The following is a 24,717-nucleotide window of genomic DNA, read 5'->3' as shown; positions in this document are numbered from 1 at the left end:
GGGATGCAGACCAGTAACGCCAAAGCCAGATTCAGACGCTCTTTGGGTGTCAAACTCAATGTTGCTAATATCACCCTGAGCATTATGGTTTGCCTGATGGTCACGGTTTCCTATTACAACGTGCTGGCAAACAGGATTGAAGATCAGGGCAGGGCCGAAATCGCCGATGTACTCAGCACGCTGAATATCTCTTTAGAAGCTAAAGCGGAAGTCGCTGATTTGCAAAGAGTGGTAGGGGCTTTGTCTGCCAAGTCCACTATCAGGCGTATGAGTATTCTCTCCGGTGATACTGTGATTGCAGACAGTGATGGTCAATTTGTTGGACGTAGCAGGGACTTTGCGTTTGATAACAAGGTGATCGAGCTTCTTGCACAGCCATTAAAGCAGAATCAAGAGTTTTTGATGGATCGGGATCAGGGGGTAATGCATCAGGCTCATCAACTGTTTTGGGTGTCCCCCCAGGAACAAAGACTCAGGCCTTATCAGGTGTATATCGCCTACAACACTGAGCTGATGGAGTGGCAAGCTAAATCCGATCTTATTGAATTTATTATCATTCAGGCAATTGGTTTCATCTTAATTCTACTGGTAAATCCCTTAATCCAGCGGGAAGTGGTACTTAAGCCCATCCGCAGTATAAGATCTCAAATCAGCAAGAACCCCAGAGCGACCATAGATTTTAGTTCCAACGACGAGTTTGGGCTGATGATCGACAGCTATAACAACGCTATACGTCAGCGCCAAATCGGTGAGAAAGAACTGCTTCAGTCCCGCCACTATATCGATAAAGTAACCAATGTGATTCCGGTACAGCTGGCTTATGTAGACCGTGACCTCAAGCTACGTTTCGTTAACCGCAGGTTGCTTCAATGGCTCGGGAAGTCAGAAGCTGAGGTACTGGGTAAAGAGCTGGCCAGCGTGATGCCAGGGGAGCTTGAAGCGCTTATCCGTCCCCATATCTTAAGAGCCCTCAAAGGGCGAATTCAGGTCTTTGAGTCTCAGCTTGAAGATGCCGATACAGGCCAGATGTTTCTGCAATCTACCTATGTACCGGATCTCGATGATCATCAGGATGTTAATGGCTTCTTTATGTGCGTTGAGGATATGACCCACATTAAGGCCAACGAACATAAGATTGAGGTCTACGCCCAGGAGATGGAGTTTAAAAACTGGGCGCTGACCGAGGCGACAGAAAAAGCTCAGGAAGCCACCAGAACCAAGGCTGACTTTCTGGCTTGTATGAGCCATGAAATACGTACTCCGATGAATGGGGTGTTGGGAATCCTGTCACTACTGGAGCAGACAGAGCTGTCACGCCAGCAAAGACAGTATGTTTCGGTTGCATCATCCAGTGCCGATGCTCTTCTGACGTTACTCAATGACATTCTTGATTTTTCCAAAGTTGAGTCCGGCAAGTTCATCATAGAAAAAACCGAATTCGACTTCCTGCAACTGGTTGACGACGTTATTCAGCCACTGGCAATGAGAAGCGATGAGAAGGGGCTTCAACTTGTTTTGGACATCAAGGCTGTGGATTGCCGCTGGGTTAAGGGTGATCCCACCCGGATCCGTCAGATTCTCAGTAACCTGATTGGTAATGCCATTAAGTTCACCGAACAGGGGTGGGTAAAGGTGTCGGTTAGTGTCACTGAATATGATGGTGAGTTAAGACTGAGAGCAGAAGTGGAAGATACAGGTATAGGTATTGACGAAGAAAATCAGGGCATGTTGTTTCAACCCTTCGTTCAGGCCGACTCCTCGACCACCCGGCATTTTGGAGGAACCGGACTTGGGCTCTCCATCGCTAAACGTCTTTGTCAGTTGATGTCAGGAGACATCAGGGTCAGTAGTCAGCCAGGAAAAGGCAGTGTTTTTGCTTTCCACATTCAGGTGGAACAGGCACTACAACAAGGTGATGAGCTTTGGCCTCCCTCTCTTACTGACCAGGAGATCATGATGGTCAGGGAACAGGCGTTTGATGATGATCAGGTGCGGGTATTGCTTAATTCCTGGGGGGCAGATACTCAAGTGCGGGACCTGAGTATATTCAATGATATCGAAAATCCGCCGTCCTCTTTGATCTGTAGCGTTCCTCAGCACCATCCTGATATTGATGCACTGCTGGAGCAGTTGGTTGGTGTCGCCAATCTGGGGTGTAATGTCATGGCCATTATGTCCCACAAGCAGGTACTGGAGGCTTCAGAACGATTCGGCAACAAGATTCATCTGAGTACCCGACCCGCGCAATTCCATGTGATTGGGGCCTGTCTTAAAGGCAAACTTGCCGGAGATCCTGAAAGCGAAGGGGCTATCGTCAACTTTGATAACAAATATAAGATTCTGCTGGTGGAAGACAGCAAGGTTAATCAGATAGTGATCAAGGGGATGCTGAAGAAACTGGGGCTGGAGCAGGTGTTGATTGCGGCCAATGGAGAAAAGGCTCTGGCAGTGCTTGAATCTACTGATTTTGACCTGGTACTGATGGACTGTCAGATGCCAGTGATGGACGGCTATCACGCGACTCAAGCCATCAGACAGGGAGAGGCTGGAGAAGGTAAGCGCGAGCTACCTGTTATCGCACTGACTGCCAATGCTATGCAGGGAGACAGAGAGAAGTGCCTGGCGGCAGGCATGGATGACTATATCAGCAAGCCACTGTCTATCCCCATACTGGGTAACACACTCAGGAAATATCTTGGGGTCAGTGAACCAGCAGCCAAAGCAAACCCTGCAATCACTGATGAAATGCAAACTTCAGCTCAGCCTTGCATGTTTAATCTGGATTCGGCCCTTAAAACCTTTATGAGCGACAGAGAGTTGCTAAACGAAACACTTATTGCGTTTGTGGAAGAGGTGACCTCCTTGGTGATTCAGCTTGAAGTTGAGGTGGAGGCGCAAAATGCCGATGCCATAGTGGCTATCAGTCATACCATCAAAGGTGCCTCCGCCAATCTTTCAATGGGCCCCCTGGCCAGCAAGGCCAAAGAGTTGGAGAGCATCGCCAAGGAAAATCAAGTGAGTGATTTTACCAACACGTACCGTGAGCTTTCGTTACTGTTTGAAGCCACGGTGAAGCAGGTGAACCAGGTCTTAAATATCAAGCTGCAGGATAACAGCGAGCTGGTGTCAGGAAATACAGCAGGGTAAATCAACTGAATATAAAAAACGCCGCAATTGCGGCGTTTTTTATATCTATATTGAGGCGTCGGTCCTCAAGCTTAGCCCTGTGTATATGGCTCAATGCCCCTTGGAACATAGGTTCCTTCGCACTTGTCCAGATATTCGGCTTTGCGCTCTCTTGGATTGTAGAACTGCTTATACCAGATGCGGGCTTTCATGAAAGGGCCATCACTTGGAATAAACAGACCATTCAGGCAGGGGGCCTTATTCACCCAAACCTGGAAATCCTGCTCGAACGCCAACCGGCTGGCTTGCTGGAACTGACGGGCGGCGATGGTATCCTCCACTGTCGCTTTGGCGTGGCCATTGGGGGATTTCACCAGGAGTGCGTGCCATACCTTAACCGAGCCATCTTCAACGGGAGTGTGGGTGATCATCAGGATAGACTCATAATACCCGGTCAAATGGGAGATAAGCACGCCCGGACCATGGTAACGGGTATCTGTGTGCAGGATAGGGCTGACACCATCGTCCCCAACCAGAGTTCGGTGAGGGCCACATTGGCGCTGAACTGCGCAGTGACCAGTGAACTCATTTTCGTAGCGTTGAACAGTTGACCCATGAATAGGGCTCAGGTGGCCATAGTCACAAATGTTGTCGATAACTTCCTGAGGGTGTTGCTCCAGTATACCCAGGTGGTCAAATTCCCACTGTACCCAGGCTTCATCATCCCACTGGGGTAGCGATGGGTGGTCCCACTCAGGCTCACCATTTTCAGGGTCATGCCATACCCAGATGGCTCCCAGGCTTTCTACCACAGGCCAGGACTTAACACAGGCAGTTTTTGGGATTGGACCTTCGTGATACGGGATATCGTCACATTGACCGTCAGGGCCAAACCGCCAGGCGTGATAAGGACAACGTATGCCGTCACCGTCAATATTGGTGCCACCACCGTCAATAATCACATAGGAGGTGTCGTTCTCTGCTGCAAGGTGGGTTTTCATGTGGGGACAGTATGCGTCAAGCAGCACCACGCGACCTGTGGCTCGTCCACGGTACAGGGCAAAGTCGCGACCGAAGAAGCGAATCGCCAATGGTTTGTGAGTATTGATATCTTCCGATGTTGCAATCATGAACCATCCCCTTGGGAAGGTAAAATCACCCATACGATAATCTTGTGAAGTCGCCATATAGTTCTCCTTATTGGCAGTGGCGGGGCGCTTATCCAGCGGCTCCCTGTGTATTCATTTCAGGCGCTGCTTCCTGAATGGGGGCAGGCTCGGATTCCGGGTTATTTTGTTCAAGGGCAGCCATTCTCTTTGTATAGGGTTCGCCCGCACGCCAGTAACAAAATGCAGACAGCAACAGGAATGACAGGGTGACGATAAGGGCAAATTTCAGCCCATCTGTTTCACCAAAGAGATCACTGAGAGTGCCGGTCAGCATAGGGCCAAGGCCTGCACCGAACAGCGTTAGAAAAAGATTAAGAGCGGCAGCGCCGGTTGCCCGTTGACGGCTGGTCATTACGTGGCTGACAGCTGCATAGGACAGGCTGGGCCACCAGGACGCAAAGAAGCTGAAACCTGCTGCGAAAATAATCGCATGGGGAACAACCAGATCGCCTATCACCCAGATGGCGTCGGAGGGCCAAAGCAGAAAAGCGATGCCCAAAGGCAGGCTGATCAGTATCCCTATCATAGGCATCCATACCTGCCATCTGGCATCTTTGTTCGCCAGCTTGTCGCAGTAAATACCGGCAAAAATTGAACCTACTGCGGCAAAGATCCCGCCGGCGATACCAAAGCTGATCCCGGCATGTGCAAGGGACATATCGTAGTTACGTACCATAAAGGTAGGTGCCCAGATGCCATATCCGTATCCGGCCATGCCTGCAAGCGCACAGCCCATGGCGATCCAGCCAAATCCCTGAACCCGAATTATGCCGTTTAGCTGGGTGAAGAAGGGGCGGCTGTCTTTATCACCTTTATGCTTATCGAATACACCATGACCTGGCTCTTTACCCAGGATCAGCAATAGCCCGGCCAGTACTATGCCCGGGGCGCCAAACCAGATAAATACCATGCGCCAACCGTATTCCTGAGCAATCCACCCACCCAATACCATGGCGGCCAGCAAACCTATGTGGGGCCCCAGCATAAAAGCGCTCATCGCCAACGACCGGCGATGTGGGGGATAGAGATCAGACACCATGGAAACAGAGGGGGCCATACCACCGGCCTCGCCGACTGCCACTGTCATACGGGCCAACATCATTTGCCAGAACTGCTGAGCCATACCACAGGCCATGGTGGCAAAGCTCCACAGCCCGCAGCAAATGGCGACCATATTACGTCTGTTGGCACCGTTATCGGCCATACGTCCAAGTGGCAAGCTCAGACCAGCATATAAAATGGCAAACGCCAAACCTGTCAGCAGGCCCATCAAAGTATCTGACGCACCAAACTCCTGTTTGATAGGTTCAAGTACAATGGCAATAACGTTGCGATCGATAAATGAGAATACGTACACCAACGCAAGCAGCACCAATGTAGTGTGTTTGCGCCAGTTGGGAATTGAAGAGTTGGACGACTGCATGGTTCGCTCCTTTGTTATAGCCGGCGTGTCCGGCTGAACCTGAACTCACATTTCAGTTGGAGTGAGCCAAAGTCCAAAAATTTACCCGTGATAAACCTGTGGGATTTCACGCTTGTATCTGAAGGTAGCGTCCACAAAAAAACCATCATCGTCCTTTTGGACGTATTGGCAGACCTGTGAATGAATTCTTATGGACACATTGAGAAATAAGCATTCATTGGGCGGGAGAGCCCGAAGGGGGAAAGGTGCAGCAGGTAAAAGGCAGCGCGGTAATGCTGGAATATCCCTATTCAGCACCCGATCCCGATGGCAGTGTCCGGCAGGTTGCTCCAGGTGTTTTATGGGCTCGTATGCCCATGCCAATGGCACTGAACCATATCAATGTCTACCTGCTGGAGGATGACGATGGCTGGTATGCAGTGGATACGGGCCTGGCGCTGGAACAGGTAAAACGCCTCTGGCAAACATTGGTAGCTAATGAGCTTAAGGGGAAACCCCTGAAAGGCCTGATCTGCACCCATTTTCATTATGACCATGCAGGCCTGGCTCCCTGGATGACAGAAACCTTTGATATTCCTTTGTACATGAGCTTTGGTGAGTATTTGTTTATGCGCAGTATTGGTGCGGAAAGAAATCCTGACATGGTTGGGCAACTCACCAGCTTCTACCAACGAGGCGGCGTCCCTCAGCAAGAGATAGCAAGCATTATCAAAGCCGTGGCAAAAGATCCCTTTATTGGTCATTTCCCAAACACTTTCAACCGACTGCGTGAGGGAGACCAATTGGCTATTGGTACCAGAAACTGGCAGGTTGTGATTGGGGAAGGGCATTCTCCTGAGCATGTCTGTCTCTGGTGTGAGCAGGAGCAGCTTCTGATTGCGGGCGATCAGCTGTTACCTGAAATCAGTTCCAATGTGTTGGTCAATGAAATTGAGCCTAACGGTAATCCTCTGGCGCTTTGGCTAAAGTCATTGGAAAGACTGGAGACTTTTCCTGCCAATACAATAGTGCTGCCAGCTCATGGCCCTGTGTTCCGGGGAATAAAGCCCAGAAGCCGAGCCTTGATTGAGCATCATCATACCCATTTAGCTTTGCTGGAGTCTGCAGCCCTGCGGGGATTGACCCTATGGCAGGCAATGCAGGTGATGTTTAACCGGCAGCTAAGCAGCCGCAAGCTTGGGCCGGTTGAGAAGATGTTGGCTTTGGGAGAGACCCAGGCACACCTGAACTATCTTTACGATGCCGCAAGGCTTGAGAAAAGTAACGTCCGACAACAGGACGGCGAACAATATATAAAACTACGACAACAAGACCAAAAGACTCAATAAATCAGGAGTATTGTCATGGATGCAATTGCCAGAGCTATGGAGGTTAAGGCCCAGCTTACTGCGCCCGGTTCCCCATTTGAACTCAGCATGACAGAGCAGGATGGCGTTAAACTGCCCAGATACAAAAATGCCCCCCGGAGCCTTGCGGAGGTTATCGAATCCGCCAGACGGGACGATGATGCCTGCTTTCTGGTATATCGCGATGACAGGTGGAGCTTTAAGCGCTTTTTTCAGGAGATGGATGCTCTTGGGCGCTGGATGCTGTCACAGGGAGTCCAGGCGGGGGATCCTATCGCGATAGCATGTCGCAACCGTCCAGAATGGGTGGCAGCATTTTGTGCCGCAGCCCGTATTGGCGCTGTACCTGCTCCACTGAATAGCTTCGGTAAGAAAGAGGAGTTGACGGCCGCCCTTAATGATATTGAGCCTCGCTTGTTGGTGTGCGATCTGGACAGATATACCCGGTTGGAGGGCGATATCGAGTGTCGCACCCTGATGGTGGATGACCATATGCGTCAATCAGGCGGTGTATTCCATTATCAGGATTTAGTGTCTGATCATGTCAGCGATGTCCCGCTCGCCATACCTAGGCTTAACGACTCAGATCCTGCCCTTATTCTATTTACTTCAGGGGCGACCAGCCGGGCAAAGGCGGTACTTTCCAGTCAATTGGCGGTGTGCCAGGCACTGTTTAATATCGACTATATCTCTGCCATATCAGCGATGACCTCTCCTGAGATAGTCCAGAATATTATGGCTCAGGGGAAAGCACCTGTGATCCTGACAGCTGTTCCTCTGTTTCATGTCAGCGGTTTGCATGCACAACTGTTAACCGCATTAAGAACAGGTCGCCGCCTGGTGTTTATGCATAAGTGGAATACGCAGGATGCCATCAACACCATGAAGGCTGAAGAGGTCACTCAGTTTAACGGTGCGCCTTCCATGGTGATGCAACTGCTTCGTGAGCAGGAGTTCTTCAGTGATGAGATCCTGGCAGGATTTTCGGGTCTGGGCTTCGGCGGCGCCGGTTTGCCGGACACTCTGGTTGAGCTGGTGATGGATAAGCTGCCCAAACAGATGGTGGGCATAGGCTTTGGTATGACAGAGACTAATGGCGTTGGCTCTGCTATCTCCGGCGATCTGTTCCGTATGCACCCCAAAAGCTCAGGAATGATCTCCCCATTGATGGAGGTGATGGTGGCAGACCCTCTTGGGGAACCGTTACCTCCTGGCCAAAATGGCGAAATTTGTCTGCGGGGTGTCACCTTGATGGACGGCTATGTAGGGGATGATGCTGCCACCCGCGACTGCATGCGAGACGGCTGGCTGCATACAGGCGATCTCGGCTATCTGGATGATAATGGTTTTGTGTATATCGTAGACCGTCTGAAGGATGTCATTAATCGTGCTGGCGAGAAGATTGCCGCAGCAGAGGTCGAATCTTGTTTGCTTCGGCATCAGGCCGTGCGGGAGGCAGCAGTATTTGGTGTGCCCGATGAAGAAACCGGTGAAGCTGTGGTCGCCGTTGTGTCGGTATCTCCATGGGAATCTGTGAGTGAGCAGAACCTCAGGCTGCATGTCGCGGCCATTCTCGCGGCTTATAAAGTCCCGTCCAAAATTCATATTCTGGAGCAGAATTTACCACGTAACCCAGCGGGTAAATTGCTCCGCAGTCAATTAAAGCAGGCTTTTACTGCCTGACTATTTGATGGCTGAAATGCATTGATATTTGAGCCTGTGTTTTGCATGGGCTCTTTTTTGTTGTCTTGTTATCAAAATTTTTGATGGATAATCTGAGGCTCTATTGAGCTAGTCCGCTTCGACGATGAGGGACGGGATATGACAGGCGATTATCGGCATAACCAACAAACCTGCAAGGCAGGGGTCAGCCAATAATCGGGGTTCATTAATGAGTGCAAGTCACAACAAGCAAATCTATGACGTAGTGATCGTCGGCTCAGGAGCCGGCGCCATGTCCGCTGCAGTGTTTGCCGCAGATAAAGGCCAATCGGTTTTAGTCGTTGAAAAAACGGACAAGTATGGCGGTACCTCAGCCTTATCCGGAGGTGGCATCTGGATCCCCAATAATCACTACTTCCGCAACAAAGGTGGCAATGATAGCTATGAGCTTGCGATGCAGTACCTGCAACATTCCACCGGAGGACGAGTGGAGTCGGAGAGGTTGAAAGCCTATCTGGATAATGCGCCCGAGATGATCCGTTATCTGGAAGTGAACAGTCGGGTAAGTTACGCAGTTGCTGAAAAATATCCGGACTACTATCAGCACCTCGAAGGGGCGTTGCCGGGGGGAAGAACTCTGGACCCAGAGCTGTTCGATACCAGTGTGTTGGGCGACGAGGTGGAAAACCAGCGCAAGGCGTCTCCTTCTACCTTATTGATGGGCAAAATTGCCTGGACTGCAAGAGATGCTCATAAAGCCATGGCTCGAGAGTCCGGTTGGCGCTGGATGCTTATCAAACTCATGCTCAGATATAAATTCGATTTTAAACAGCGTAAGAAAACCCGACGTGATAAACGTGCAGGCCTGGGAGGGTCTTTGGTGGCTGCATTGCGTCAATCAATGAGAGACAGAAATATTCCCCTGTGGCTCAATACCGACTTTACCGACTTTGTGATGGAGAATGACAAAGTCGCAGGCATTCGGGTAACCACGCAACAGGGCGAACAAACCATCTATGCCCGCAAAGGGGTGATCATGGGGTCCGGTGGCTTTGAGCAAAACCAAATGCTCAGAGATAAGTATCTGGCTAAACCCAGCCGCAAGGAGTGGAGTGCAACGCCACCGAATGCCAATACCGGGGCTGCACTGGTTGCAGGGCAAAAACTGGGTGCTGCGACAGATTTGCTGGACTGGTGCTGGTGGGCTCCGACCATCAGTGTACCACGCGAAGACAAAGCCAGAGGCGTGTTTGCCGAGCGTGCCTTTCCCGGCGCCATAGTGGTAGATGACAATGGCCAGCGCTTCTTTAATGAAGCCGCGCCATATCTGGAGTTTGGCGATGCCATGTACCGCAATCATCAGGCATCCGGCGGTAAATCGATACCCGCCTGGGTGATCTTTGATGCCAGCTTCAGATTCAACTATGCCATGGGGCCTTTGATGCCGGGACAGATTATGCCGGACAGTCGGTTACCCAAAGATTGGCACAACAATTTGTACTGGAAAGCTGACTCACTGGATGAGCTGGCCTCGTCGATTAACATCAGCGCGTCGGGGCTTAAAGATACCGTCGCCAAAATGAATCATTTCGCCCAAACCGGTGTCGATGAAGATTTTGACCGGGGGGGCAATGTGTTTGACCGTTACTATGGCGATCTCAATATCAAACCCAACCCCTGCTTGGCCCCCATCAATAAAGGCCCTTTTTATGCCATGCGCATGGATGCCGGTGACATAGGTTCAAAAGGGGGCCTGCTGACTGACGAGTATGCCCGGGTAATAGGTGAGAGTGGCAGTCCCATCAAAGGGCTCTATGCCATAGGTAACTGCTCAGCCTCTGTCATGGGCACCAGTTATCCGGGGGCTGGTGCTACACTTGGGCCTGCTATGACCTTTGGCTATATCGCCGCCAATCATATCGCTTCGCAAGCCAGTGAAGCTGACACATCAGAGCAACACCAAAGTGTGGCGTAAGCCGGGTAAACAGCAGGGAGCTAAGTGATTCATGAGCGATTTATCCACCAACCCAATTCAAACCATTCCGGCATTGGTATTCGATGCAGCCCGGCGCTATGGTGATTTACCTGCTATTGAAGACGGGAGCGAATCAGTCTCCTATGCCCAGCTCCCCGCTGAATGCCTGAGTGTGTGCAGGGCTTTGATCGCTTCGGGGATTGAGAAGGGAGACAGGGTAGCAGTGTGGGCGCCCAATTGTAGCCGCTGGGTGATAGCTGCCATTGGCTTACAGATGGCTGGCGCTGTGCTGGTGCCTCTTAATACCCGGATGAAACCGGCAGAAGCTGCCGATGTACTGACTCGAAGTGGTGCAAAGCTGCTGCTGTCAGTCGGTGATTTTCTGGATAAAGATTATCCGGCTTCCATTAACCCTGTGTGGCCGGAATCATTGCAATCCATAGTGGTGATGAGCGACAGGCAAGCTCCCGCCTGCGACCAGATTATCGGCTGGGACAACTTTATTGCCAATGGAGCAGATATCGCCGAGTTGGTGGCACTCAACAGAGCTGCATCGGTAACCGGTGATGATCTGTCAGATCTGATGTTTACCTCTGGCACCACAGGTAAGCCCAAAGGTGTGATGAGCAGACACTCAGCTTGTCTGCAGGCCTTCCGCGAATTCGTGACGATACTCGGGTTAAAAGTAGGTGACAGGTATCTGGTGGTCAACCCATTCTTTCATGCCTTTGGTTACAAGGCTGGATGGCTCGCCTGCTTGCTTGCGGGCTGTACCATATTGCCTGAACAGGTATTTGACGCCAAAAAGGTACTTAAGCGAATCGAATCGGATAGGGTAAGTGTGTTACCCGGGCCACCGACTCTTTACCTTTCTCTGCTGGCGGATCCTGAGCTGGGTAATACAGATCTATCCAGTCTGAGGGTGGCATCTACAGGTGCATCAAGCATACCTCCGGTACTTATTTCGCGTATGCGGGCGGAGTTGGGTTTTGAGGTGGTCACCACGGCGTACGGCTTAACAGAATGTGGCGGTTTAGCGACCATCTGCAATCCGCAAGACAGTGCAGAAATCATAGCGGGCACCAGTGGCAAAGCGATTCCCGGTACAGAGGTCTCGATTCTGGACAAGCAGGGGACTATTTTGCCTGCCGGTGAAACCGGCGAGATCTGCATTCGTGGCTTTAATGTTATGCAGGGGTATTTTGATAACCCCAAAGCAACCGCAGAAACGATTGACAGCGATGGCTGGCTGCACACAGGGGATCTGGGTGAGCTCGACAGCGCAGGTAATCTGAAAATTACCGGCCGGCTTAAGGATATGTTTATCGTCGGCGGATTTAACTGCTATCCCGCAGAAATTGAAGCTCAGTTGGCAGAACACCCAGGTGTTGCGCAATGCGCAGTCATTGGGGTGCCTGACGCCAGAATGGGGGAAGTCGGATGTGCTTATCTGGTGCTTAATCCTGGCGAATACACTGACGAGGCCGACATCATTCAATGGTGCCGTGCCCGTATGTCCAACTATAAAGTGCCACGCTTCGTGCGGGTAATTGATGCCATGCCGCTAAATGCCTCCAATAAAGTGCTCAAAAACCAATTGGCAAGGGACTTTGAAAATGAATTCAGTTCCCGTGCTGCGACGGCCTGATGAAGTTTACCACTCTATAAACGTCTCCCACTAAATAAGGGGCAGCGGGCAGTAAGTTTCTGGCTCTGATTTCCCTTTATTGCTTTACAGGTTTTTCCCCGTATTGCCCTTTATGTTTTATCCCCATCATCCAGCCACTTGAATACATCGACGGACCATAACCCTGGTCCGTCCCAGATGTATCCCGAATCAAAATCTCACCGGCGTAATGTCAACTATAATTAGTTTTGACAAGGATGCCGGGTGGTCTGAACCACCGGAGATATTGAATTCAATGAAGAAAAATCACCACCAAGCGATCTCTTTTAGCCTATTGGTTATGACGGCATGCGCCATCATAGTGACCACGATCGTGATCCTTTATTACACAGCACTCGAGAGTGAGAAGCGTAACCTCGCCGTGCTGGCCAATATTCAATCCAATTTGTTGGATGCCTACGCTGAGGGTGGAGTCGATACCAGGACTGGAGTGGCAGATTTAACTTCTCTTCGCTCTCGCTTAATAGACGTCATTGAGACCCAGAAAACGTTTGGTGACTCAGGGGAGTTTGTACTGGGTTTCAGGGAAGGGGACAACATCCACTTTGCTTTCGAACACAGGTTTGGACCAAGTGGAATTCCCGAAGAAATCCCGATGGATAACACCTGGGCGGAACCTATGAGGCAAGCGTTAATGGCAAATCGAGGAGCCATTGTCGCACTTGATTACCGGGGACACGAGGTGATTGCGGGTTACTCCTGGTCCCGTCGGTTCAACATTGGTGTGGTTGCTAAAAGAGATCTGTCAGAGTTCCAGAAGCCCTATGTTCAGGCGTTTATGTTGTGTATTTCCATTAGCGTGATTATCTGTATGGTCAGTTGGATTTTCGTTAGAAAACTCAATCGGGTGATGATTCAGGGGGTAAAGAAAACGAGGGAGTTATTGGAAGCGACATTCGATTCAATTAATGACTCTGTCATCACTATCAATTCAGAAGGCATCATACAGTACGCCAATAAGTCGACAGTCGCCCTGTTTGGTTATGACATTAATGAGCTGTTGGGAAACAATATTTCAATTATCATGCCTAAAAATCATAGGGATATGCATGACGACTATTTAAGAAAATACTTGGTGACAAATAAACCTAATATCATCAGAAGAGCGGTCGATTTCATCGCAGTGAAAAAGGATGGCGCAAGATTCCCGATAAAGTTGAGTGTTTCCGAGTCAACCAGCTTAGAAGAGGTGATGTATATAGGAGTCATACGCGATATTTCGGAAGAGAAACACCTTCAACGTTCTAAAGATGAGCTGAACAAAGAGCTTCAAAGATCAAACAAAGAGCTCTCTAAGTTCGCATATATTGCCTCTCATGATCTCAGGGCCCCCTTAAGGGGAATTAAGACGACAGCCAAATGGGTAGAGGAAGATCTTGGTGATAATGTCGACCCTGAGATAAAAGATAATTTACAGCTAATGCAGAACCGAATTGAGAGGTTGGATACTCTTTTAGATTCATTATTAAACTATTCCAGAGTGTCAACGGAAGAGCGTCAGTATGAAAAAGTTAATGTCAGGGAGCTGTTGGAAGATGTCGTGTTTGTTGTGTGTGATGATAATGTCACGGTAAATATCCAGTGTAATGATATTGAGATTTATACCGTAAGAGTACACCTACAACAAGTTTTTCAGAACCTGATAGATAATGCCATCAAGCATCATGATGAGTTGATTCCGATAGAGATTACCATCTATATCAGAAATGAAAAGGACTCGATATGGTGCTCAGTTAAGGACAATGGCTGCGGGATCCCGCTGGAACACCAAAAGAAAATATTCGAAGTATTTCAACGCCTGGTTCGTCGCGACGAGGTCGAGGGTACTGGTATTGGTTTGGCCTTGGTCAAAAAATTGATTGAATTACACGGTGGCGACCTTGAGGTTCACAGTGTTCCACCTGTACGTGGTACTGAATTTTGTTTTTTCTGGATTAAGGAGAGAGGTTAATCATGGAAGAACCTGAGTTGGTCAAATTTCTGGTCGTAGAAGATGATGACCTGGATTTTAAAATGTTGATGCGAACACTAAAGAAGTTGAGGATCAATAATCCAGTGATTAGAGCCTACGATGGCATTGATGCGTTGGAAATATTAAAAGGCGAACACAGTGTCGAATCAATTTCGCTGCCATATATCATTCTACTCGACATTAATATGCCAAAGATGAATGGACATGACTTCCTCAAGGAACTGAGATGTGATGAGAATTTAAAACGCTCAGTGGTATTTATTCTGACAACATCTGCAGAGTGTAGTGATTTAAAGGCTGCCTATGATAGAAACGTCGCTGGTTACATTCTTAAAAATGACGCCAGTGATAGTTTTTTAAATGCTATTACTATGATAGATGCTTACATTCACGTTGTTCAGGTGCCCTGTAAGGGGGTTGTATGAGTTACCCTAAACAAAATGTCCTGCTGATAGAGGATCAGGATCTGGATGCCAAAGTGGTGATAAGGAGCCTTAAACAGGTTACCGGCATTCGATTTGATGTCAGGGTAGTCAAGCGGGTGTCGGATGTTGAATCTACGATTTCAGATTTTGTCCCCAACGTTGTATTGGCAGACTTGTCCTTACCTGATTCTCAATGTGATGAGACGGTTAGAAGAATCATGAACATGCAAATCGATGCGCCGGTTGTCGTATTAACCGGTATCGATGATGAACTGATTGATATGACTTCCATGGAAATGGGGGTTCAGGATTACATGCTGAAAGAGGATATCAACCCAAGGTCTATCAAGAAAACCATACTCCATGCAATGGAGCGTTATAAGCTTCACAATATGCTTGAAGACTTGGCCAACAAGGATTCACTGACCAGAGCCTTCAATCGCAGATATTTCTTCAATCAAGCTCAAATCGAATTTGAACGTGCCAAACGTTATCAGACATCACTCTCTATCGCGCTGTTTGATATAGATAATTTCAAAATGATTAATGATGAATATGGTCATCTGGCGGGAGACGATGTGCTCAAGTCCATTGTTGCCGATATGCTTTCTATTGTCAGAACCGTAGATATTGTTGCTCGATTTGGTGGGGAAGAGTTCGTCATTCTGCTTCCTCACACAGAGCTGGAGGGCGCGTTGGTATTGGCTAACAGGATCCTGACAGAAATTGCGGGAAAAAAGGTGTTGGCAGCGGGACAGGCGATAAATGTGACCCTGAGTTGCGGGGTCACCAAATTTAGCAATGAGATGAATGAATTTAAGGACGTGCTAAATCTTGCGGATCAAGCCCTTTATGATGCGAAATCGAATGGTAAAAACTGCGTTATGTCAAAATAAGCCCCGGGGCTTGCACTCAGCCCCGGGTGCTCTGCAGCAAGATCAACTTATGGTATTTGCTGGAACGCCGAGTTCATTCCTTGTTTGAGTGCTGGTTTTCAGTCTCACCGCACCCACATCAAAAATACAGGCCAGAGCCGGCAGCAGGAAGATTGCACCGAGCACATTCACCAGGAACATAAAGGCCAGCAGTATGCCCATATCTGCCTGGAACTTGAGAGCCGAGAAGGCCCAGGTGCCCACACCGATAGACATGGTGACAGCGGTAAATACAGCGGCTGTGCCACGGCTTTGCATCGCTTCATAGAAAGCTTGCCGCAGTGGGGTGTCCCTGTTCAGCGCATGTTGCATGCGTTCATAGATATAGATGCCATAATCCACACCTACACCAACGCCCAGAGCGATTACCGGCAGGGTAGCGACCTTAAGGCCGATCCCCAACAGGGCCATCAGGGCATTACACAGGATACACACAAGCACCAAAGGCAGGATGACACAGAGTACCGCTTTGATTGAGCGGAAGGTCAGCCAGCACAAGAGGCTGATGGCACCGAAGATGGAGATAAGCATCTGTACTTCGGCTTTCTCCACGGCCTGGTTAGTGGCAGTGGCCACGCCGGCGTTGCCTCCAAGCAGACGGAAGTTGGCGTCGGTCAGCTGCTCATTATCAATAAAATTAAGGATCTCGCTTTCCACATGCTTTAGCGTCGCATCCTGATGGTCTTCCAGATACACCATCATATTAATGGTTTTACAGCCATTATCATTCATACCCAGCTGAGGATGAGCCGCATGAGAACCTGCGACCAGCGATTGTTCACTGCGCTGCAGGGTACGCCACAGCGGGTTGCCTTCGTTATTGCCGGAGACATAAAGTTTAGCCATACCCGCGGTAGTGGTAACAGATTGCACGCCATCGACCCCGCGCATATGAAAATCAAAGCGGTCAACCGCGTTCATGATCTCCCAATCCAGACAGGCTTCTTCACGATTACGGGTTTCGACGTAAACCGACAGCACATCCATACCAATCGAGTAGTCATTGACTATGGTGTCGTTATCCAGGTTGTAGCGGGAGTCTGCGCGCAGTTCAGGGACGCCGGTACCCACATCTCCGGTCAGCAGCGATCGTGACTGCCAGGTACCCAACGCCAACAATACCAACATCACTGTGACAGAGATCTTGGCTGGTCCTGGCGTTGCCAGTGCCGACAGTTTCCACCACAGATTGTGTTTACTGTCATCGTCTTGTTCATGCAGCTTTTCATGCTTAAGCGCCATCTGCTCAAGCTTAAGGTGTGACAGCACAATAGGCATAAACATCTTATTGGTCATGATCATCAGTGCGACACCCAGGCAGGCGGTTACACCGAGTTCATGCACAATTGGAATGTCGATCACCATAATCACCATAAAGCCGAGGGCATTGGCGAGCAGGGCAACTGTGCCTGGGATCGCCAGGCGACGAAAGGCATTGGCGGCGGCTTTTTCCGGGTCATGATTTTCCAGTACATCCAGCTTCCAGGCGTTGGTCATCTGCACCGCGTGGGATACGCCGATGGAAAAGATAAGGAAGGGCACCAGCACTGACATTGGGTCAATGCCATAGCCAATCAGGGGCAGAATCCCCAGCAGCCAAATCACAGGTAGTAAGGCAACGGTAATGGCCAGCAGCGTGAGCTTGATAGACAGGCTGTAGTGCCAGAGCAGCAGCAGGGTAATGATAAAGGCGACCAGGAAAAACAGCAGCACTGTCTCCAGGCCATCCATTACGTCTCCCATCACCTTGGCAAAGCCGATAATCTGGATATCAACGCCGGCACCGGATAGATCTGAACGTATCTTCTCAAGATGTCTGGCAACGTCCGCATAGTCAGTTTTTTCACCGGTCTCCGGGTTTATATCCAAAAGCTCTGCCTGCACCATGGCGGACTTGAGATCATTGGCCACGAGATTGCCTACCTGACCGGACTTGGCCACGTTACTGCGTACCTGCGCCAGTCCTTCTTTATCCGCGGTAAAGCGGGAAGGGATCACTACATCGCCCATAAAACCAAATTCAGTGACCTCCATATAGCGCACTTCAGGGGAGAACAATGAGCGCACGGTTACCCGGTTAACTCCCGGCGTAAAGAACACCTCATCGGTAGCTTTGCGAAGACGGCTGAGAAACTCTGGGTTGTAGATATCGCCCTCGCCATTCCAGCTGAGGCTAATCATGATGCGGTTGGTACCGGTAAACTTGGCGCTGTGGTCCATAAACGCCTGCATGTAAGGGTGTTCAACCGGAATGAGTTTGGTAAAGCCGGGGTCAAAACGGGTTTGGGTCGCTGTATAACCAAGCAATATGGTCAGCAGCAGAAACATCACCCCCAAAGGTTTTCGCCAGCTAATCAGCCAATGGGCGATATTGTCTACCAACAGCTGGGTTCGGCTGGGTTGAAATTGATTCATATCACACTCCTGCTTTTTCAGCTGCTGCGGTTGGCCTTATGGCTTCTTGGCTATTTCTGTGGGTATTTAGTGCTTCATTTTGCCTTGAACTATTTTGACTAGAGTCAAGGGTGGGCCCATGGGTCATCAAGCCTTTATCACTGGCAAGCAGCAATTTATCCAATCCAAGAGGATGGATATCTGTAATGGCCAGGCGGCCGCCACGGCGAATAATGTTAAAGCTGTCCCCCTGGTTTCGGGTGCTGATGACAAATCCGCCTTGTCCACCCAGCAGCAGTTCGCCATCAGGCATCACTTCATGGGTAAACAGGGAAACCGGGATATTGAAGTTGAGGCGTTGCCAGCTGTGGCCATTATCATCTGAGCGGAAAATATTGCCGCGCATCCCGTACACCAACCAACGTTCTCCCCCCAGATGCAGGCCGCCGTAAAAGGAGCCATCATAAAAAGGCTCGACGGTTTGCCAGTTGTCACCACTATTGTCAGAGCGCAGCAAGGTGCCGGCTTCACCCGCCAACAGCCAGGTTTGACCATCTTTTCCCGGGATCATGCTGTTCAGATGCCAATCCAGGCCTTGAGGTGGCGGCAGGTCCTGCCAGCTGGCCCCGTTATCAGATGACTTTCGGTAGTAGCCAAAGGCTCCAGAAGTCAGCCAATCACCGTCAGCTTGTTTTTCCAGAGATAACAAAGGCGTGCTGCCAAAATCACCAAAGCTGATCTCATTCCAGCTCTCACCACCATCCTGAGTTCGCAAAATCCAACCTTCATGACCAATCGCCAGGCCATGGTCTTTATCGGAGAAACGGACTCGGGTGATTAGTGCATTGCGCTGATTATCAATGCTGGCAGCTTGCCAAGAGTTACCCTGATCTCTGGAAATCAGGATATGTCCCAACTCTCCTGCAGCGATAATCCCCGCTGAACTTGAGTGCAGACTGGTGATATTCATATTATCCACCGGGATTCGGGTGGGGGCGAGTGGGGCTGAATGACGGGGCGAGAAGGCGAAAACGCCTGCAGCCGCCACCGCCAAAGAGATCCCTATGGCCAGTGTTGTTCGCATAACACCTCCCCTGTGTTGCTCAGGTCACACCTGAGATTTGCAATAGTCTTGTTGTGCCAAAGAACCGGGCTCATCTGGCTTGTTTTTATTACTGCCTGTCATCAGGCTTGCCCCTATTCAAAGGGGACTCAAGCTGATTGGCTCTGGTCGCATCCTTCTATGGGTCTTGGGCTCATTATTCCGGCTTCACCCGAGGCAACATCGTCCAAACGGACAAGAGGGATTTTTGTGGGGTAGTTAACGTAAACGTAATAGTGAATAAGGCGTACAGTCCGTTAGTCCATTTTGACGATGAGTGACCAAAGGGGCTGTGAAATTCTCGGAAGCATCCAAAAAGCAAGACAATCCATGCCACATAAGGGGCGGACCAAGGAGAGCAATATGGGAATTCAGCTGGATAATGTGGCGCTGTCGACCACGGAAGAGTATCTCAATGATGTGGCGTTGGAGTTGATCGCCAAAGCAAAGGCATTGGTGCCTGAGCTGCGTGAGCGTGCCGCCCAAACCGAAAGGGATGGCAAGGTGGCCGAGGCCAATGTAAAAGCCATTGCTGATGCCGGTTTGTTCCGTATTCTTCAGCCAAAGCGTTGGGGTGGTTATGAGCTGGATCCCCGTGTGTTTTACCGGGTGCAGATGATTCTGGCCAGCGGCTGTATGTCCACTGCCTGGATCTATGGGGTGATTGGTGTTCACAACTGGCAGTTGCCTCTGTTCCCTGAGCAGGCTCAGCAGGATGTTTGGTCAGCTGATGACTCAACTCTGATCGCTTCCACCTATATGCCGACAGGTAAGGCAGAAAAAGTGGATGGGGGTTATAGATTTAATGGTCGCTGGGGTTTCTCCAGTGGTTGCGAGCACTGTGAGTGGATTTTCCTCGGCGGCATGTTACCCAAAGAGGAGGGCGGTGATGAGCTGGAACATGTGACCTTCCTGTTGCCCAAGTCAGACTTCAAAATTGAAAAGAACTGGGATGTCCACGGGTTACTGGGTACAGGAAGCCACGACATAGTGGTGGAAAATGCCTTTGTGCCCGAACACAGAACCCAACGCACCAACAACCACTCAGATAAAGGTTGTCCGGGCCGCGAGACCAACCCGGGCTGGCTGTATCGAATTCCCTTTACTCAGGTGTTCCAGCGAGCTGTATCGTCGGCTTGTATTGGTGCATTGGATGGCGCAATTGAAGAGTTCAAAACCCGAGCCGGTGCCCATGTGGGCAAACATGGCTCCAAGACAGCGGAAGATCCCAATGCTCAGATGGCGGTAACCCAAGCCATGATTGAATCGGATCAACTGAAATTGGTCCTTATTCGTAACTATGGCCGGATTGTTGACTCTATCCGTAACGACGACCCTATGTCAGTGGAAGAGAGATTGCTGCAGCGGGCCCAGGCCAGTCGTGTACCCAAAGTGTGTGCAGAGCGCGTTGATGATCTGCTGCGCGCCTGTGCCGCATCGGGTCTTTATAAAGGTAATCCTATTGAACGGGTGTTCCGTGACATTAATCAGGCCCGGGGCCATATCGCTAATAATACCGATGCTTACGCCCGTGCCCATGGCGGCGTTATGCTGGGTCTTCCTAATATGGATCCTTTTGTATAAGCACGGAAATCGCGATAAGGAGGTTCCATGTCGTCCAGATATCACAGCTTGAAAGTTGTTGAGGTGATTGAGGAAACCCATGATGCGAAATCATTGGTCTTCGATGTGCCTCCTGAACTTGCAGAGTCATATCGATATGCCAGCGGTCAGTTTCTGACCTTTCGCATTGCCCAGGGCAAAGAGCAATTGCTCCGGTGTTACTCCATGTCGTCCAGCCCTGAACTTGATACAGGGTTAAGGGTGACGATCAAAAGAGTGGAAGGAGGCAGGGTTTCAAATTACCTGTGTGACACAGTCCGGGTTGGTGATCTTCTTGAGGTGATGCGTCCTGCCGGGGTGTTTGTACCCAAAAGTCTGGATGAAGATCTTTTGCTTTGCGCCGGTGGCAGTGGGGTAACACCTGTGTTTTCCATACTGCAAACCGTGTTGGCTAAAGGACGGAGTAAAGTCCGCTTTATCTATGCTAACCGCGATGAGTCCTCTGTGATTTTTGCCGAGCGATTGAAGCAATTGGCACAGGAGTATCCAAAGCGCCTCCAGTTGATTCACCTGCTGGATAGTCTAAATGGCATTCCTTCAATGGACTTGCTCAGTTCGCTGGCCAAGCCATTGTTGCATGGCAGGGCTTTTATTTGCGGGCCTGGGCCTTTTATGGATGCGATGGAAACGGCGATGAAGCAAAACGGCATGCCATCATCGAAGATTCATGTAGAGCGTTTTGTGTCTTTACCCGACGAAAGTGTGGGAGCCCCAAGCAACCCGCCATCCCAGGGGCCTGTAAAAGTCGATGCGGTTGACCAGGCGATCGCTGTGGTAGAGCTGGACGGAAACACTCATGAGATCCCCTGGGCAGGTGGTGAAACCTTGCTGGATGCTGCCGAGAAGGTTGGAGTAGAGTTACCTTACTCCTGTCGCAGTGGCATGTGTGCCAGTTGTATGTGTGAGGTCAAAGAGGGCAAGGTGGACTTGCTGATTAATGACGTACTGGATGAGAGGGATCTGAATAATAATCTGACCCTGAGCTGTCAGGCCGTGCCGCTGACGGAAAAAGTCCACATCCGCTATACCTGATATTGCCAGCTAAGTTGAAATCCCCAAAATGCCCCTTAGCCGGGGCTTTTTATTACCTCCAGTCCAATCTTGGTTACCGTTAGTCCCTCTGGACGATGGCTTCAGGCTGCGGCTTTTTTAACTTGGTTGAATCTATAACCAAGCCTGCTGGCTGGAGGTCAATCATGAATAATCAAATACAACAGCGTTTGACGGGCAAAATCGCGTTTATTACCGGCGGCGGTACAGGCATAGGTGCAGCCACAGCCCACCGACTGGCCGCTGAGGGTGCTCAGGTCGTGATTTGTGGCCGACGTGCTCAGGTACTGGATGACACCGTTGCCGAAATTCAGGCTCTGGGAGGCAAGGCCACCGCTTTGGTTGCAGATGTCAGTGATGAGCGCGCGCTGGTCGGCGCCATGCTGAAAGCTGCAGACAACTTTGGCAGACTCGATATCATGGTGAATAACGCTATGGCCTTTACCTGGGGCTCGATTGAAGAGATGAGCACAGAGGACTGGCATGCCAATTTTAAAACCTCGGTCGATGGTACTTTCTGGGGCACCCGCACCGCCATGAAGCTGATGAAAGGCAAGGGCGGCGCCATTATCAATATTTCCTCTATTTGTGGCGAACTGGGGACACCCTGGATGTCAGGTTACTCAGCCTCCAAAGCCGCGGTAAATAACTTCTCCCGTGCAGCTGCGGCAGAGGGCGCGGCTGATAATATCCGGGTTAATTGTGTGGTACCCGCTGTAGTGGAAACCCCGGCTACCGCAGGGATGCTATCCGATGATTTTGCCCGCCGTAATACTGAGAAGCTGATCCCCATGGGACGCGTGGGTAAGCCCGATGAACTCGCCGCGGCGATTGCATTTCTCGCCAGTGATGACGCCTCCTACATTACCGGTGTGAGTCTGCCTGTCGATGGTGGTCGCAGCGCTGTGCTGATCACCGCATTGGATTAAAGGAGTAGTTTATGAAGCCAGGTGCTGAGGCTGTTCATTCCCCTTTATTATCACCCTTACAGCTGGGTGAGCTAAAGCTCAAAAACCGTATAGTGATGGCCCCTATGACCCGCAATCGCGCTGATGATGAGGGTGTGCCCACTGCTGCCATGGTGAAGCACTACGGCGACAGAGCATCTGCAGGTTTGATTGTTGCAGAAGGAACCTGGCCAAGTCGCGAAGGTCAGGCATATAACCGCCAGCCTGGTATTGAGACTGGGAGTCAGATAGAGGGGTGGCGCAAGGTGACAGATGCAGTTCATCAACAGGATGGTTTGATTTCATTGCAAATCATGCATTCCGGTCGAATTGGCAGTCACCATATCAAAGGGGTTGATGTAGACCATATTGCCCCCAGTGAGATCCGTGCCAGCGGTGAAATCTATACCGATGCTGCAGGTATGCAGCCCTTTGACACCCCAAGAGCTCTCTCAACTCAGGAGGTTTGGCAGCAGGTCGACATTCATCGCCAGGCCGCTAAGAACGCGAAACTGGCTGGATTTGATGCAGTTGAACTTCATTGCACCAGTGGTTATTTGCCGATGCAGTTTCTCTGCTCAGATAGCAACCAAAGAGACGATGAGTTTGGTGGCAGTGTCACAGCACGTGCCCGGTTTGCTTATGAATGTTTAAAGGGGATGTGCGAGGTCATGGGGCCAGGACGTGTTGGTATTAGGCTCAATCCCGGCAACACCTTTAATGACACCAATGACGCCAACCCGGAGCAAAGCCATAGAGTGCTGCTTGATATGGCCGCTGAACTACCTCTGGCCTATGTCCACATCATGAGATCGCCTGTTCCGGGATTGGATGCTTTTGCTATGGTGCGAACAGCCTGGCAAGGCGGCATTATCGTCAATGACAACTTCAATCCCCTGACAGGCGGGGAGGCGGTGCGAGCCGGTAAAGGCGATGCAGTGTCCTTTGCCCGTCACTTTATTGCCAATCCGGATCTTGTGGCACGGGTACGTGATGGTGCAGAGCTTGCTCGTTTTGATCGCAAGACTCTCTATACCCCGGGAGACAAAGGCTATAACGATTACCCGAAACTTGAATTGGAAGTAGAGGCCTGAAGGCCCAACAAGAGGACATAAGTATGAAGATTTTGGTCCCGGTGAAGCGGGTTGTGGATTACAACGTCAAAGTGAGAGTGAAGTCGGACGGTTCTGGTGTGGATCTGGACAATGTGAAGATGTCCATTAATCCCTTTGATGAAATAGCCGTAGAGGAAGCGGTGCGTTTAAAGGAAGCGGGCTGCGCATCTGAAGTGGTCGTGGTAAGCCTGGGCGGAAAAGGGTGCCAGGAGACCTTGCGCACAGCGTTGGCGGTGGGTGCTGACCGCGCTATTCATATTGATGCTGAAGATGGTGTTGAACCTTTGGCCGTTGCTAAATGCCTGAAGCAGGTTGTCAGCCGGGAGAACCCCGAACTGGTGATTATGGGCAAGCAGGCGATTGATGATGACTGCAATCAAACAGGTCAAATGCTGTCAGCCTTGTTGGGCTGGTCTCAGGGAACCTTTGCGTCTGAGCTTGAACTCACAGATGGCAAGGCTAAAGTCACCCGGGAAATTGACGGCGGCCTGGAAACCCTTGAGCTGGTAATGCCTGCCGTTATTACCTGTGATCTGCGCCTGAACGAACCCAGATATGCCTCTTTACCCAACATTATGAAGGCCAAGCGTAAGCCGATGGAGCAGATCCCTGTATCTGAACTGGGGGTGGATATCACACCAAGAATTCAACCCGTGAAGTTTGCAGCGCCAGCACCCAGAAGCGGCGGTGTGAAAGTGGCTGATGTCGCCGAGTTGGTGGAAAAACTGCGCAGTGAAGCACGCGTGCTCTGATGGCAAAGGATTGT

The 24,717-nt window shown here is 50.4% G+C and carries 17 protein-coding genes; 13 read left to right on the top strand and 4 right to left on the bottom strand.

Annotated elements, in window-relative coordinates; translation table 11 throughout:
• The first annotated feature begins 3 nt into the window (after nucleotides 1-3).
• A complete protein-coding gene (locus ACFOE0_RS16250) occupies nucleotides 4-3,147 on the top strand; it encodes an ATP-binding protein (protein WP_248936233.1) in 3,144 nt (1,047 codons plus the stop codon).
• Nucleotides 3,148-3,218: 71 nt separating this feature from the next.
• Here ACFOE0_RS16250 and ACFOE0_RS16245 read toward each other — a convergent pair whose 3' ends face one another.
• Nucleotides 3,219-4,313, bottom strand: a complete 1,095-nt coding sequence (locus ACFOE0_RS16245) for a Rieske 2Fe-2S domain-containing protein (protein ID WP_248936232.1) — start codon at nucleotides 4,311-4,313, stop codon at nucleotides 3,219-3,221.
• A gap of 31 nt (nucleotides 4,314-4,344) precedes the next feature.
• Entirely contained in the window at nucleotides 4,345-5,718 is a 1,374-nt protein-coding gene (locus ACFOE0_RS16240) for a spinster family MFS transporter (protein ID WP_248936231.1), read from the bottom strand.
• A gap of 245 nt (nucleotides 5,719-5,963) precedes the next feature.
• Between ACFOE0_RS16240 and ACFOE0_RS16235 the strand changes: the two genes are divergently transcribed.
• From ACFOE0_RS16235 to ACFOE0_RS16205, 7 genes are all read left to right on the top strand, one after another.
• Nucleotides 5,964-7,046, top strand: a complete 1,083-nt coding sequence (locus ACFOE0_RS16235) for an MBL fold metallo-hydrolase (protein ID WP_248936230.1) — start codon at nucleotides 5,964-5,966, stop codon at nucleotides 7,044-7,046.
• Nucleotides 7,047-7,061: 15 nt separating this feature from the next.
• Nucleotides 7,062-8,747, top strand: coding sequence for a class I adenylate-forming enzyme family protein (locus tag ACFOE0_RS16230; RefSeq protein ID WP_248936229.1), 1,686 nt, complete (start codon nucleotides 7,062-7,064; stop codon nucleotides 8,745-8,747).
• Between the two features lie 208 nt (nucleotides 8,748-8,955).
• Nucleotides 8,956-10,701, top strand: coding sequence for an FAD-dependent oxidoreductase (locus tag ACFOE0_RS16225; RefSeq protein ID WP_248936228.1), 1,746 nt, complete (start codon nucleotides 8,956-8,958; stop codon nucleotides 10,699-10,701).
• 31 nt (nucleotides 10,702-10,732) lie between these two features.
• Entirely contained in the window at nucleotides 10,733-12,349 is a 1,617-nt protein-coding gene (locus ACFOE0_RS16220; RefSeq protein ID WP_248936227.1) for a FadD3 family acyl-CoA ligase, read from the top strand.
• 274 nt (nucleotides 12,350-12,623) lie between these two features.
• A complete protein-coding gene (locus tag ACFOE0_RS16215; protein WP_248936226.1) occupies nucleotides 12,624-14,339 on the top strand; it encodes a sensor histidine kinase in 1,716 nt (571 codons plus the stop codon).
• A 2-nt stretch (nucleotides 14,340-14,341) separates the two neighbouring features.
• On the top strand, nucleotides 14,342-14,785 hold the full coding sequence (locus ACFOE0_RS16210; RefSeq protein WP_248936225.1) for a response regulator: 444 nt from the start codon (nucleotides 14,342-14,344) through the stop codon (nucleotides 14,783-14,785).
• The gene (locus tag ACFOE0_RS16205) at nucleotides 14,782-15,681 is read left to right on the top strand and encodes a GGDEF domain-containing response regulator (RefSeq protein WP_248936224.1); all 900 of its coding nucleotides are present in this window, start codon (nucleotides 14,782-14,784) and stop codon (nucleotides 15,679-15,681) included. Before ACFOE0_RS16210 ends, ACFOE0_RS16205 begins: the two co-directional genes overlap by 4 nt.
• A 42-nt stretch (nucleotides 15,682-15,723) precedes the next feature.
• On the opposite strand, the gene ACFOE0_RS16200 is transcribed toward ACFOE0_RS16205, so the two are convergent.
• Entirely contained in the window at nucleotides 15,724-18,135 is a 2,412-nt protein-coding gene (locus ACFOE0_RS16200; protein ID WP_248936223.1) for an efflux RND transporter permease subunit, read from the bottom strand.
• Between the two features lies 1 nt (nucleotide 18,136).
• Nucleotides 18,137-19,198 (bottom strand): WD40/YVTN/BNR-like repeat-containing protein, encoded by a 1,062-nt coding sequence (locus tag ACFOE0_RS16195; protein WP_248936222.1) that lies wholly within the window; start codon nucleotides 19,196-19,198, stop codon nucleotides 18,137-18,139.
• Nucleotides 19,199-19,579: 381 nt separating this feature from the next.
• On the opposite strand from ACFOE0_RS16195, the gene ACFOE0_RS16190 reads away from it, so the two are divergent.
• The 5 genes from ACFOE0_RS16190 (at nucleotide 19,580) to ACFOE0_RS16170 (ending at nucleotide 24,703) form a co-directional block, all read left to right on the top strand.
• Complete coding sequence (locus ACFOE0_RS16190) at nucleotides 19,580-20,800, top strand: acyl-CoA dehydrogenase family protein (protein ID WP_248936221.1); 1,221 nt, start codon at nucleotides 19,580-19,582, stop codon at nucleotides 20,798-20,800.
• A gap of 27 nt (nucleotides 20,801-20,827) precedes the next feature.
• Entirely contained in the window at nucleotides 20,828-21,871 is a 1,044-nt protein-coding gene (locus ACFOE0_RS16185; RefSeq protein WP_248936220.1) for a ferredoxin--NADP reductase, read from the top strand.
• A 164-nt stretch (nucleotides 21,872-22,035) separates the two neighbouring features.
• Nucleotides 22,036-22,818, top strand: coding sequence for an SDR family NAD(P)-dependent oxidoreductase (locus ACFOE0_RS16180; RefSeq protein ID WP_248936219.1), 783 nt, complete (start codon nucleotides 22,036-22,038; stop codon nucleotides 22,816-22,818).
• A gap of 11 nt (nucleotides 22,819-22,829) precedes the next feature.
• Nucleotides 22,830-23,930 carry an alkene reductase gene (locus tag ACFOE0_RS16175; protein ID WP_248936218.1) on the top strand — a complete coding sequence of 367 codons (1,101 nt, stop codon included), beginning with the start codon at nucleotides 22,830-22,832 and terminating at the stop codon, nucleotides 23,928-23,930.
• A gap of 23 nt (nucleotides 23,931-23,953) precedes the next feature.
• Nucleotides 23,954-24,703, top strand: a complete 750-nt coding sequence (locus tag ACFOE0_RS16170) for an electron transfer flavoprotein subunit beta/FixA family protein (RefSeq protein WP_248936217.1) — start codon at nucleotides 23,954-23,956, stop codon at nucleotides 24,701-24,703.
• The last annotated feature ends 14 nt before the right edge of the window (nucleotides 24,704-24,717 follow it).

Source organism: Shewanella submarina, assembly GCF_042646185.1.
GTDB lineage: Bacteria > Pseudomonadota > Gammaproteobacteria > Enterobacterales > Shewanellaceae > Shewanella > Shewanella corallii.
Note: the sequence above shows the minus strand (reverse complement) of the source record. Positions and strands in the feature narration are given on the sequence as shown.

Coding starts and splice junctions, on each gene's coding strand:
- ACFOE0_RS16225 (WP_248936228.1), top strand. CDS start 8,956: ATGAGTGCAAGTCACAACAAGCAAATCTATGACGTAGTGATCGTCGGC.
- ACFOE0_RS16240 (WP_248936231.1), bottom strand. CDS start 5,718: ATGCAGTCGTCCAACTCTTCAATTCCCAACTGGCGCAAACACACTACA.
- ACFOE0_RS16195 (WP_248936222.1), bottom strand. CDS start 19,198: ATGCGAACAACACTGGCCATAGGGATCTCTTTGGCGGTGGCGGCTGCA.
- ACFOE0_RS16230 (WP_248936229.1), top strand. CDS start 7,062: ATGGATGCAATTGCCAGAGCTATGGAGGTTAAGGCCCAGCTTACTGCG.
- ACFOE0_RS16205 (WP_248936224.1), top strand. CDS start 14,782: ATGAGTTACCCTAAACAAAATGTCCTGCTGATAGAGGATCAGGATCTG.
- ACFOE0_RS16200 (WP_248936223.1), bottom strand. CDS start 18,135: ATGAATCAATTTCAACCCAGCCGAACCCAGCTGTTGGTAGACAATATC.
- ACFOE0_RS16210 (WP_248936225.1), top strand. CDS start 14,342: ATGGAAGAACCTGAGTTGGTCAAATTTCTGGTCGTAGAAGATGATGAC.
- ACFOE0_RS16185 (WP_248936220.1), top strand. CDS start 20,828: ATGTCGTCCAGATATCACAGCTTGAAAGTTGTTGAGGTGATTGAGGAA.
- ACFOE0_RS16170 (WP_248936217.1), top strand. CDS start 23,954: ATGAAGATTTTGGTCCCGGTGAAGCGGGTTGTGGATTACAACGTCAAA.
- ACFOE0_RS16180 (WP_248936219.1), top strand. CDS start 22,036: ATGAATAATCAAATACAACAGCGTTTGACGGGCAAAATCGCGTTTATT.
- ACFOE0_RS16175 (WP_248936218.1), top strand. CDS start 22,830: ATGAAGCCAGGTGCTGAGGCTGTTCATTCCCCTTTATTATCACCCTTA.
- ACFOE0_RS16215 (WP_248936226.1), top strand. CDS start 12,624: ATGAAGAAAAATCACCACCAAGCGATCTCTTTTAGCCTATTGGTTATG.
- ACFOE0_RS16250 (WP_248936233.1), top strand. CDS start 4: ATGCAGACCAGTAACGCCAAAGCCAGATTCAGACGCTCTTTGGGTGTC.
- ACFOE0_RS16245 (WP_248936232.1), bottom strand. CDS start 4,313: ATGGCGACTTCACAAGATTATCGTATGGGTGATTTTACCTTCCCAAGG.
- ACFOE0_RS16220 (WP_248936227.1), top strand. CDS start 10,733: ATGAGCGATTTATCCACCAACCCAATTCAAACCATTCCGGCATTGGTA.
- ACFOE0_RS16190 (WP_248936221.1), top strand. CDS start 19,580: ATGGGAATTCAGCTGGATAATGTGGCGCTGTCGACCACGGAAGAGTAT.